The sequence below is a fragment of the Herbaspirillum sp. GW821-FHT09A12 genome (assembly GCF_059418325.1).
Map to the genome: position 1 here is coordinate 118198 of NZ_JBWKPR010000014.1, position 9800 is coordinate 127997.

Sequence of the window (9800 nt, forward strand, 5' to 3'; positions counted from 1 at the left end):
CCGCCAAAGTATGGGCCGACTATGTAAACGACGGAACAACTTAAACACAGCAGGACAACTGGCATCAATGCTTTATTGACCTTATCTCTATCCATAGCCTTTTTCCTTTGTAGCTGAATCACTTCTCTTCAGACAGCCAGATAATTTCCATCGCCTCTTCTCCAGCAAGCGAAGGTTTAATCTCAAACTCTTCGCCCCATTGTGAGCCGACATCGCGAATGAAAATGAAGCCCGCGGCCTCTAATTCCTGGACTGCATTGGATAATTTCTTGCGGCGAATTTCAGAAGCTTCAATACACTCCGCCAGCAGTCGTCTTGCCTGACCACTCATCGACCGCAGCTGAGCGGCTGATGCCTGCGCTGCTTCCTCTGTTTCATGGCCAAGCAGAATCATGGCGGTTACTTTTCCGATCTATCCGACGAATCCCAGTGAGCCTTCACCCGCCCACAGATTCACTGCAATTTGACGAACCACTGCCAGATGCTTTTCATCCTCTCGGACTTCTAGTAGTGCGTTGATGAATGAGCGCTTGGCAATTTCGCTCACAAAATCCGACGCGTTGTACCCTGCCTTGAGAAAATCCTGATATTTCTCAGCACCGAGCAAATGAGCGACGGCGTCGTTGAATTGTTGGCGAGTTACATTCATCGGTTTTTCTGAGATGTTAGGCGGGTTGATAGTGGCATTCCGTTGAAAGTACCGTGCGGCCATCGTCTAGGTGGAAGATAGCCTTGAACGGTTCTTCCAGATCGTCTCTCAACACCACCCCTTCAAATTGGCGCGAGTCATCGTGATGAAAACAGACCTTAACGCGTTTCCCCACCAGGTCACTTTGTCTAGGAAAAGTGCTTGCCGTGATATTTGCGTGAATTCCCATCTTCGTACCTTCCTGGCCAGCACCATACCGGCCTTCTTACTGCCACTGGCCCGTCGAGGCGGGCCGTGGGTGGATCTGTGGCGCACCTGGTCGTCGGTGCAGTTTTTCCTTCACCTCTGCTGAAAGCGGATTTCGAACTCGATGGCCGCCCCAGAGCGCCCTGCGCATCGTGTTGCGAACATTTGCCGCGTGGTCGGGCGACCTTCTGGGTCCAGCCACCAGAGTTCGCCCCCAGCCGTCTCAAGCAATCGGATCGCATTGCCGTTGTAGGTATCTTCAAATTCGGCCAATGACGCTTGAGCCGAGTTGGGATCGATGAAAGAGAGTTCAGCCATCATCCCCGCCGCCAACTCCTGGCGATTTTCAGAAATCCAATTCACGGCAGTTTCAGCCCATGCTCTCGCTGCTTCACGTTGCCGTTGCTTTTCTTCGGCATATTCAGCCTTGGCCTCTTCGAGCCTGGCCTGCGCTGCCAGCACTGCAGGCGATGGCACTACCAGTTGCTTGAGCACCATCCGACCGTTGCCCGCGCGAACCAGCACTTGATTCTCTTCCATCACTTTTCCTCTCTAGCCAGCGCTTGGCGATCGCCGCCGGCGCCGGCGTTTTCCTTTCTTATCCCGCGTTGTCGGCGTGGAGCCGAATCGCCTCGGCAATCGCAATTTTGGCAGCGGATATCGATTCGAAACCGCACGCGATGTTTTCTTTCACCTGCATCGGGTCGGGGAGATCACTTAGATTCCACACCCAGCCATCTAGCAAAGCCGTACACGCGGATCCGACATGGCCCGGTTGCCTTTTAATAGTGGCGACCCGATGGCCGTCAATCATGCCCGCCCACGTCTGAAGACCCGTACGACCAGGGGCGATCCATTCAACCTTCGCGCTCGGTGTGATGTGCGGATTCGGTTCACGCCAGCGGCCCAATGTCGTCATGTCGCTTTGCCTCGCGCTCAGCTTGGTTCGCAAATCTCGGCCGTGGCCTGCGTCAATGCGGCATTGGCTTCCTCGACCAGCGAAGCGAGCATACCTGCCCCAATTTCGCCAGCCACAGGGTTAAGCAGCGATACCCGTTCAGCCAGGCGCATCAGCGGATCGAATGCATTGCAAGCACAAGCGATAAATTCGGCGTTTGCCTTCGCTTTCGGCGTCATAGTCTTTATGCCGGCACCACCTTCCGGCGCTCTGCAAGTCGCAATGACGCGAAGAGAACCCTTCTTTTCGCCTCCTGCGTAGATCTGATAGCCATACTTGTTGGCCATCGGAACAACACGATAAGGCGTCTTTGTCGGTTGCATGCTATCCCCTGATTAGATGCCCTGAACTGCTGCCGTGGTCAATGGACCGATATACATCCCTGTCAGCTCATAGACTCGCGTATCTCCCGGCTTTACGCACATAAACCCGCCGCCGTTGTTAAACACCCGCACTGAGCATCCTTCGCCACTCCCCGGGACATGCCAGTAGTGGCCCGTTTCTTTGACTTCATGACCGTTCATGATCTTCATTGAAGTTTTTCCTATTCCACGGCATGGATAGTCGGTTGCGAAGCAAAAACTTCCCTCTGCATGATTTCCAACACAATTACCTTGCCGAGATTCCCAATACCCTTGGCGAATTCCACTGCCTCGCTAAATGCCTTTTCCCTTGGTCCGTCAATGTACTTTTCCGGAATCCCATCCAGCCAAACACCAAAGTAGGACGGCTCATCCCCCTCCGGCCACTTTATCTCATCGCTCATAGCTTTCCTTCCCGGCAAGCACCATACTGGCATCCTCATTGGCCATTCAAAATACCCACTCGATGTTCCCTTACCGGTTTCCCGAACCAGCTGAAGCGTTACACGAATGGACTGGAAGATCCCGCAATGCTGCCTAGCCCACCTCCGGAACGTGGTGTGAGATGTCAGCCGACATGTACCTAACATCTGCACCAGCCCTCAGCCATTCAACCACGACATGTGCTGCACGATCCCGATTATCAGGATGATCGGCGATACGTTCGATACAGATTCCGGACGCTCGTTCGAGTGCGACAAACGCCATTTGAGAGTTCGCGGGAATGCCCCTAGTAAGTGTTTTCATATACTTGAATATCTTTCTCGGCTAGCGCCGTATTCCTCTCCCGGCCTGGCCGGTTTTTCCTATTCACCTTGTCGCACATCGTCATGCTGCGTTTGAATCAACACCACCGGCCCCATTGGCAGAGATCCGCCCTGTCGGAGACCTACAATCGCATGAGAATAGTCCAGGCGCACCGGATGATGCCCAGGCATCTTTTTCAGTTCATCAATCAACTCGCCGACAGTCATATCTTTGCCTTTTCCGTTCTAACGCTGATCTGACCGCAGGCCGGTTTGCGACGCCACAAAGCGAAGAGTCGCCTCGCGGAGTACAGCATCTTCTGCTTGCTCAAGAGACGAAATCTCATCGATACCGACCTCTGTCTGGAGACGGGCCGCCAGAGCGTGCAATAGGCCTTCTTTGAGCATCCCCGTGTCCTGCCAGGCGATTATGGCCTGAGCGCATTCGGCCAGCTCTGCCGCAGGAAGAGCCTTGACGATGGAGCGTACGGTTGGTCGAGTCAGTAAATCCACAATAGTTTTCCGATCACTTTCTATTGGAAACAATTACCGTGCATTTTCGCCATTGATAAGCAACGCATCCGTTAGCGCTATCGACGGTCTTTCTCCCAAATAGCCTTGCAAACAGAACGACTAATCGCGACGGTTTATGCCCGGCCGGGTATGCGACAGAGAATGGCATGATTTTTCCTCGGAGTCAGCTGCCTTCAGGTGCAAATGGAAATCTGGTCATGTAAGACCGAGCTGCAGATCCCGCGATAGGAAATGCAAGCATATGTTCTAACGCTTCTCTTTCGGCGCTTCCTTCCGCGAATTTCATCGCAATCGTTCGAAGCGCGTCAACTTCATGAGAGAGAACAGGCCGGCGATCTTTCGCCGCTAATTCGTTAATACGCTTCCACTCCACCATGAATGGTTCGATCCGCGCCCGCTGATCAACATCGAGCGCGTCGAGCGGTGTAGCGACAGGAAATGCAAGAAACGGCAGATTCTGAGTATTCATAAGATTCATTCTTCCTATGGCTCGACAATGTCAAACTTTTCGAGGAACTCTTTTTCGCTATATACCCGAAGTAGAGGATCTCCTGGCATGTCCACCACGAAATCTCCAGGTCTCACGGTAAATGCCTCACTCATTGAATTGACCGGGCTGACGTTCACTTGTGCGTCACCGAATCTGTTGATCGTGACCCAGGGGCTATCGCCATCCTTGAACCATTGAACAGCTTTTCCCTCAACTGGTTTGGATCGAATTTTAAGTGCCATGTTTTTCCTTTGTGTCAGCAGATGGAGTTCAGCAAAAAAGACAATCCGGATAAAAGTGCAGCGGCGCAGCTCCAAAGCGGCAGCCATATCTGCATGCATCGCAAGCGTGCTCACTGGGGCAGTAGGCTTCCCGGTTTCTTTGTCGATGCCGGGTAGACCTGAACGCGACGCCTTGTACCAATAGACTGACGCAATAAAGGCTGATGCGGCCGCGAGGATATTCACAAGGGTTAGAAGAACTTTCATTCCGATTTTTCCTTTACTTGCCCACCACGCGAGCGGCGTGCTTTCGAATTCGACTAGCTGCGCGTGCAGGCGTGTCGCCAACATCTTTCCATATCGGGTACCACAGTGATGCAGGTTTGCTTTGATTGGTTTGCCATTTCGTTTTCCGAGTTATTTGGTTGTTGCGAGAGCTTTTATTTCGTTCGCCGTGTTCGCTAGGTCATGCAGCGTGGAACAGTTCCCGCACTTGATGAACACGGCGGGCTCCAGATGTCCATCGAGATCGTGGCCAACCGGATCAATTCGATACGTCCACATCTCATTGCAGCCGCAGTTCCCGCAAATCAGGTGGAGCCTAGCATGTGCCATGACGGTTTTTTCCTCTCTGGCCAGCGCCTGGCGATCGCCGCCGGCGCCGGCGTTATTCCTTTCAGTTGGCAGCAAGACCGTGCTTGCGCATCAAGACACTGATTGCCGTACGAATTGAACCGGTCAGATAATCGAGAAGATGTTCTGCTTCTTCGTGAGTAATTTCATCAAACGCAGCAGCCTTCGTGATGCCGTAGTGACTTGCCACTGCCGACAATACTTCGCCGCGGGTCTTAGCATCAGTTGCAGAAAGAAACTGCTTGTTAATTGCTTGGTTCGTCACGATGCATCCCTCACTGAATCAATTGAACATGATTCATTATACCGTTTATATAAACGATGTCAAACTTTTTCCACGACCCTTTTGTACGCGTCATCGATGGCTTTGCGAATGGCCGCCGCGTTTGATGTCCCATACTCCGCCTGGCCATATCCTGCGCCAATCAACGCTTCGAGCTTCCGAAGGTGATCGCCACTCAGATCCACCGGTAAGCGCTTACCCTGGATCTCGGCCAGCCGGTCCAGGTGCGCTGACTGGCGCCGTGTGCTGGTCTTGTCGTACGGATCCTTCTTCGCTTGTGTCATCGGTACTGTTGCCTCTATCTTCATCTGGCTACCGGCCAGTGCGGGCCACGTGTGCGGCGTTTTTCTAGACGACTGGTTGACCCGCGAGCATGTCCGAGAACGTCACAGGAAGCTCTCCATAATGGCCATCCGCCGCACCGTAACCTTTGTGTGCATTCTGCACCTCGCGCAGATGCTCAAGCCAGCGGCAGCCATTCTGTACTGAGAACATATTCCATCGCTGGAATCATGTCGCTATCTCCTGCTTCGGACGATTCCCGTACATCATCCAAGTGAAGCGCGACCGGTGCCAAGGCGGCCCATACGCCCTTGTTGTATCGATCATCCCAAGATTGAAACGCGAAGCCGTGCTTGGCTACCAGTGCATTGATTCGATCAAACATGTTTTTTCCTCGGGCTTTAGTGAGTTGGGGTGGCCGGCTGCTTCATCGTGCGGACCAGCTGATAGATCCATTTCGCACCGTAGTCGATGGAACCCATCGCGTAGCGTTCTGCTGCAGCCACTTCCTCGATGGTCGGTGCGCGCAAGCCCAGCTTCTGTGCCTGGTATGTGCATTCACGAAACACGGTTTCCCGTTCTGCCCTCACCCATTCTTCCACCTCGCGGCCTTTGCGCCTTGTGGCTTCAGCCTGGAATGCCAAGTAGATGCTCTTGGCCGGCTCATGGCACGGCTCAAACGGGTCATACGCTGTCTTCATGCGCTTCCTTCACTTCTGAGTCATTACGGCGTGCATGTCGATCATGTTCAAATAATCGCGCCGCGCAATTGAGTCGTCACCATCAGCGAGCGATCTTTGCCACTGCTGGATTGTGATTGGGTAAAAACCTGTCACCGTATAGAACGACTCTTGCAACAGAACAGCCCAGCGAATCCCGTCTTTCGGAACAATGAAAATACTTTGGGTACCAATGGGTGCACCAGCGTTGCGAATATGCCCCTGCAATACTTCAAGCATCTTCTCGTTTTTAACTGGATCATTCGCCGCAGGGAAAACGCATGGGATACGCCGATACTCAAGTTTGTCCAGCGTGAGGCCGCGTGACTTCAATACTGTCAATGCATCTGATTCTTCCGCGTCCGTGAGCGTTTCATCAATGTAGAAAGCCAACATACTTTTTCCTCGTTCAGAAGCGGCACTTCCGCGCCTTCCAGCGTTTATCAGCGTCTGTCGGGATCTCGATAGCCACGATGTCTTCACGTTCGTTGAGAATCTTACGTAGCTTTTCGTTTGCAACACAGCGAACTGCGATCCCCGGCTTGCTCGACCACTGTTCTTTTCCATTCAGCAGCCGCGAGTGGAACAAGTAGCTCGTGCCGACATGGTTCGCCCATTTCTTGGCTACGAAATAGCACGCACCCTCAACAAGATCGGCTGCTGGTACTTCCTTAATCCATGAAGTCACGGTATTTTTTCCTATCCTTTTGAGATGTAATCGGCTTTCTGTTGCCAGCGATCTTTTGCGTTCGATTCCGACGAACCTGTAGCATCAAAGTGATTGCCGCGAAATTCACCCCACGCACGCCAAGTCGTTCGACCATCTTTAGCAACCCAAATATCGACTACCTCGTCATCGACTCGTACAGTTGTTTGCTTCGCCGCGCTCATGTTTTCCTTTCAAGCGGCCACGGCCTGAGTACGGTTCAGCAATTCCGCAATCTTGTCGGCGCTGACCGTTGCCAAGGTCTCGGAACACTGGTCGCAGCCGAGGAAGAAGACACACGACACGTCACGAGTATTCAGCCTGCCTTGCTGGACACCTGACCGATTGGTGATGGAGGTCTCCCAGGTCAGGTGCTTGCTACCGCATTCTGGGCATTCGGTAATGTTGGACGCTTTGAGGTTCACGATTTTTCCTTGATCAATTGGAAGAGGGAATCAGATCACGCCCACGTTCGAGACGATTACATAGAATGTCACGAGCAATCCGCTAACTAGCCCTACCCATACGCCCGCGTTTCTCGCACCCAATAAAAAGAGTCCGGCTGAAATAACCAACACTGCGATTGCTGCTATAACCATATATTTTTCCTTTCTGTTCATTCGGCACTGTGCCGCCCCAGCCACTGTAGCTGCTTACCAATCGCCATCCCCTCCATGGGAACGCTGACCTGGTATCCGGCATCAAGTGTTTGAACAAGATTCTTTCGATAGTGACCACCAGCGAGCATGACGAAGTGAACTGCGCAGCGCTTGGCTGGCCATTTCTCCGCCAGCTGCCGCGCCACCCCATCTGCCCACCTCACGCGCTCAACCGATGTCATGCCATTCAGAGTCAGGTCGTATGGCTCGATCACTTGATCTGCTAGGACAAGACCGTATTTTGCGGACAAGATCGCGAATTCGTCACAATGCATTTCAGCGTACTTCTTCGATTTCTGGAAAAGTGCGCTTCGATATAGCTGAGATGCGGGTGCAGCCTCATTAAGCTTGGCCGCACAACAGGCGATCAGACCTACCTTCATGCCTTCCCCGTTCCCATCACTGGGCCTTTTGCGAAATGCGCCCAGCTGGACGGGTGCGCGACGCTGCCATCAGCATAGAGCCATTGCTCACCATCGAAATAGCCAGGCCAGACTGGTTCATTGCAGTTTTCGTCGAAGAGCTGCACCGTCAAGTCGCTATCAGGCAGAGAACTGGCCGGGTGCCAGGTGATCGTTTCTTCGAAGTCCGCTGGCGGCACAGCGGGGTTCGCCTGACGCTTACACAGACACCGAATGATCGCCGCCACCTGGTCGTTTACTTCGCTCGCAACGCCAGCTTGTTCAAGCACCATCAGCACTTGTTCTTCTTCAGCGTAGATGACAGGATCTTCCGCAACTGGAGAAGCGGCAGCGCCACGTCGGATATCATAAGTCCCCATGATTTTCCTATGCGGCCAGGTTGAAGGTGCGCGGCTTGGAAAAGCCCCGCTCGCGCAGAACATCGACGGCCACCTGATCCTGATCTTTATTCCAGACATCAGCAACCAGGCAGACCGAAACCATCCCTCGAACTTCTGCGTGTGCCGCCGAATATTCCATGCCATCCGGCGTATCGCCGGCGCCATCATTGGCCGCGATCCAGAAAATTGCGTCTTTGTACGAAGCCATTGTTTTTCCTTTAGGTTCTGGCTAAACCCAACGCCACCAGCGCCTCGGCATCAGTGCAGCCAAACGCTTTGCGATATATATCCACAGCCAATGTCACTTTGTCGCTGTCAATGGCCAGTCGGCAAGCTGCCATGACCTGTTCTTTTGTCAAATATCTCTGTACATGCTGCTTAGAGTGTTCGTGATCGTGGTTCTTTGCCATTTCTGTCTTTTCCTCGAGGTGAGCTGCCTTCAGGTGCAAATGGAAATCTGGTCATGTAAGACCGAGCTGCAGATCCCGCGATAGGAAATGCAAGCATATGTTCTAACGCTTCTCTTTCGGCGCTTCCTTCCGCGAATTTCATCGCAATCGTTCGAAGCGCGTCAACTTCATGAGAGAGAACAGGCCGGCGATCTTTCGCCGCTAATTCGTTAATACGCTTCCACTCCACCATGAATGGTTCGATCCGCGCCCGCTGATCAACATCGAGCGCGTCGAGCGGTGTAGCGACAGGAAATGCAAGAAACGGCAGATTCTGAGTATTCATAAGATTCATTTTTCCTTTACTTGCCCACCACGCGAGCGGCGTGCTTTCGAATTCGACTAGCTGCGCGTGCAGGCGTGTCGCCAACATCTTTCCATATCGGGTGCCACCAGGCGATCACATCGGCTGCCGCCGTGGTAGTTGGGGCCGCAATTACTACTTCCAATTCTGCCTTCACGGCCGCCCACCAGGTCGTTCCTTCACCGGCGCCGGCCGACTTGTCGATTGCGCCCTGGTAGATCTGCATGGCTTGATCAAGCGTCAGCGGCATGTTTTTCCTGGATCTATTTATGACGGCAGCTTGCGCAGTTGCACGGGACGATTCTGCGCAACACGGACAAGGTATCCGCGACTGACGGTTCAATAATCGTGTGGCAGATGTCGTCACACACTCGCCAGCCATCGCGCAAGGAAATATCGTATGCAAATCCACTTTCAGTGGTGTACCCGCCGCCGGCTCTCACCTCTTGAATTTTTTCAGCATTCTTGTCGCAATACAACTTCAAGGTCTTGGGTACTTTGCCCTCATATTTCACAATCTGCATGATGGTTTTCCTTTACCCGCGTGCGCGATTTATCGCGGCAGCGGCCAGATCCTCGACGTTCGCCTGTGCGTCCTCGCTCAAGGCAACTAACCTGCCATCCACTTCATGGACGTGTACGGTTTCACCGCTACCAGCCACCACCATTTCAGCCTTGCCTTGCAGCTCCAACTGAACCTGCAAGCGCATACGGCCGCTCACCACCTCGAAACTGCCATCATCCTTGCGTCGTGCGG

The 9800-nt window shown here is 53.2% G+C and carries 25 protein-coding genes and 1 pseudogene; all 26 read right to left on the reverse strand.

What is annotated here, in order from left to right:
• Nucleotides 1-118: 118 nt before the first annotated feature.
• Nucleotides 119-394 (reverse strand): hypothetical protein, encoded by a 276-nt coding sequence (locus tag AC07N6_RS21775; protein ID WP_494783671.1) that lies wholly within the window; start codon nucleotides 392-394, stop codon nucleotides 119-121.
• 18 nt (nucleotides 395-412) lie between these two features.
• Nucleotides 413-649: a hypothetical protein gene (locus AC07N6_RS21780; protein ID WP_494783670.1), complete on the reverse strand. Its 237-nt coding sequence runs from the start codon at nucleotides 647-649 to the stop codon at nucleotides 413-415.
• 339 nt (nucleotides 650-988) lie between these two features.
• Nucleotides 989-1435: a hypothetical protein gene (locus AC07N6_RS21785; RefSeq protein ID WP_494783669.1), complete on the reverse strand. Its 447-nt coding sequence runs from the start codon at nucleotides 1433-1435 to the stop codon at nucleotides 989-991.
• A gap of 58 nt (nucleotides 1436-1493) precedes the next feature.
• Nucleotides 1494-1814 (reverse strand): hypothetical protein, encoded by a 321-nt coding sequence (locus tag AC07N6_RS21790; protein ID WP_494783668.1) that lies wholly within the window; start codon nucleotides 1812-1814, stop codon nucleotides 1494-1496.
• A 17-nt stretch (nucleotides 1815-1831) separates the two neighbouring features.
• A complete protein-coding gene (locus tag AC07N6_RS21795) occupies nucleotides 1832-2176 on the reverse strand; it encodes a hypothetical protein (RefSeq protein ID WP_494783667.1) in 345 nt (114 codons plus the stop codon).
• Nucleotides 2177-2188: 12 nt separating this feature from the next.
• Complete coding sequence (locus tag AC07N6_RS21800) at nucleotides 2189-2386, reverse strand: hypothetical protein (RefSeq protein ID WP_494783666.1); 198 nt, start codon at nucleotides 2384-2386, stop codon at nucleotides 2189-2191.
• 11 nt (nucleotides 2387-2397) lie between these two features.
• On the reverse strand, nucleotides 2398-2619 hold the full coding sequence (locus AC07N6_RS21805) for a hypothetical protein (RefSeq protein WP_494783665.1): 222 nt from the start codon (nucleotides 2617-2619) through the stop codon (nucleotides 2398-2400).
• A 402-nt stretch (nucleotides 2620-3021) separates the two neighbouring features.
• Nucleotides 3022-3189, reverse strand: a complete 168-nt coding sequence (locus tag AC07N6_RS21810; protein WP_494783664.1) for a hypothetical protein — start codon at nucleotides 3187-3189, stop codon at nucleotides 3022-3024.
• Nucleotides 3190-3658: 469 nt separating this feature from the next.
• Nucleotides 3659-3964 (reverse strand): hypothetical protein, encoded by a 306-nt coding sequence (locus AC07N6_RS21815; protein ID WP_494783663.1) that lies wholly within the window; start codon nucleotides 3962-3964, stop codon nucleotides 3659-3661.
• Nucleotides 3965-3978: 14 nt separating this feature from the next.
• Complete coding sequence (locus AC07N6_RS21820; protein WP_494786282.1) at nucleotides 3979-4557, reverse strand: hypothetical protein; 579 nt, start codon at nucleotides 4555-4557, stop codon at nucleotides 3979-3981.
• A 325-nt stretch (nucleotides 4558-4882) separates the two neighbouring features.
• On the reverse strand, nucleotides 4883-5104 hold the full coding sequence (locus tag AC07N6_RS21825; protein WP_494783661.1) for a hypothetical protein: 222 nt from the start codon (nucleotides 5102-5104) through the stop codon (nucleotides 4883-4885).
• Nucleotides 5105-5163: 59 nt separating this feature from the next.
• Nucleotides 5164-5406 carry a hypothetical protein gene (locus AC07N6_RS21830; protein ID WP_494783660.1) on the reverse strand — a complete coding sequence of 81 codons (243 nt, stop codon included), beginning with the start codon at nucleotides 5404-5406 and terminating at the stop codon, nucleotides 5164-5166.
• Between the two features lie 176 nt (nucleotides 5407-5582).
• The gene (locus AC07N6_RS21835; protein WP_494783659.1) at nucleotides 5583-5789 is read right to left on the reverse strand and encodes a hypothetical protein; all 207 of its coding nucleotides are present in this window, start codon (nucleotides 5787-5789) and stop codon (nucleotides 5583-5585) included.
• Nucleotides 5790-5805: 16 nt separating this feature from the next.
• On the reverse strand, nucleotides 5806-6105 hold the full coding sequence (locus AC07N6_RS21840) for a hypothetical protein (protein ID WP_494783658.1): 300 nt from the start codon (nucleotides 6103-6105) through the stop codon (nucleotides 5806-5808).
• A gap of 9 nt (nucleotides 6106-6114) precedes the next feature.
• Nucleotides 6115-6519: a hypothetical protein gene (locus tag AC07N6_RS21845; protein ID WP_494783657.1), complete on the reverse strand. Its 405-nt coding sequence runs from the start codon at nucleotides 6517-6519 to the stop codon at nucleotides 6115-6117.
• 13 nt (nucleotides 6520-6532) lie between these two features.
• Nucleotides 6533-6811, reverse strand: coding sequence for a hypothetical protein (locus tag AC07N6_RS21850; RefSeq protein ID WP_494783656.1), 279 nt, complete (start codon nucleotides 6809-6811; stop codon nucleotides 6533-6535).
• 11 nt (nucleotides 6812-6822) lie between these two features.
• A complete protein-coding gene (locus AC07N6_RS21855) occupies nucleotides 6823-7014 on the reverse strand; it encodes a hypothetical protein (RefSeq protein ID WP_494783655.1) in 192 nt (63 codons plus the stop codon).
• A gap of 9 nt (nucleotides 7015-7023) precedes the next feature.
• Entirely contained in the window at nucleotides 7024-7254 is a 231-nt protein-coding gene (locus AC07N6_RS21860; protein ID WP_494783654.1) for a hypothetical protein, read from the reverse strand.
• Nucleotides 7255-7445: 191 nt separating this feature from the next.
• Nucleotides 7446-7871: a DUF6884 domain-containing protein gene (locus AC07N6_RS21865; RefSeq protein WP_494783653.1), complete on the reverse strand. Its 426-nt coding sequence runs from the start codon at nucleotides 7869-7871 to the stop codon at nucleotides 7446-7448.
• Nucleotides 7868-8269: a hypothetical protein gene (locus tag AC07N6_RS21870; RefSeq protein WP_494783652.1), complete on the reverse strand. Its 402-nt coding sequence runs from the start codon at nucleotides 8267-8269 to the stop codon at nucleotides 7868-7870. Before AC07N6_RS21870 ends, AC07N6_RS21865 begins: the two co-directional genes overlap by 4 nt.
• Nucleotides 8270-8276: 7 nt before the next feature.
• Nucleotides 8277-8498, reverse strand: coding sequence for a hypothetical protein (locus tag AC07N6_RS21875; RefSeq protein ID WP_494783651.1), 222 nt, complete (start codon nucleotides 8496-8498; stop codon nucleotides 8277-8279).
• Nucleotides 8499-8508: 10 nt separating this feature from the next.
• Nucleotides 8509-8700 (reverse strand): hypothetical protein, encoded by a 192-nt coding sequence (locus tag AC07N6_RS21880; RefSeq protein ID WP_494783650.1) that lies wholly within the window; start codon nucleotides 8698-8700, stop codon nucleotides 8509-8511.
• Nucleotides 8669-9025: a hypothetical protein gene (locus AC07N6_RS21885; protein WP_494783649.1), complete on the reverse strand. Its 357-nt coding sequence runs from the start codon at nucleotides 9023-9025 to the stop codon at nucleotides 8669-8671. Before AC07N6_RS21885 ends, AC07N6_RS21880 begins: the two co-directional genes overlap by 32 nt.
• A 16-nt stretch (nucleotides 9026-9041) precedes the next feature.
• The gene (locus tag AC07N6_RS21890) at nucleotides 9042-9293 is read right to left on the reverse strand and encodes a hypothetical protein (RefSeq protein WP_494783648.1); all 252 of its coding nucleotides are present in this window, start codon (nucleotides 9291-9293) and stop codon (nucleotides 9042-9044) included.
• Nucleotides 9294-9306: 13 nt separating this feature from the next.
• Nucleotides 9307-9567, reverse strand: a complete 261-nt coding sequence (locus AC07N6_RS21895) for a hypothetical protein (protein ID WP_494783647.1) — start codon at nucleotides 9565-9567, stop codon at nucleotides 9307-9309.
• A 12-nt stretch (nucleotides 9568-9579) separates the two neighbouring features.
• Nucleotides 9580-9800 (reverse strand): annotated as a pseudogene (locus tag AC07N6_RS21900) (hypothetical protein); the annotation flags it as partial.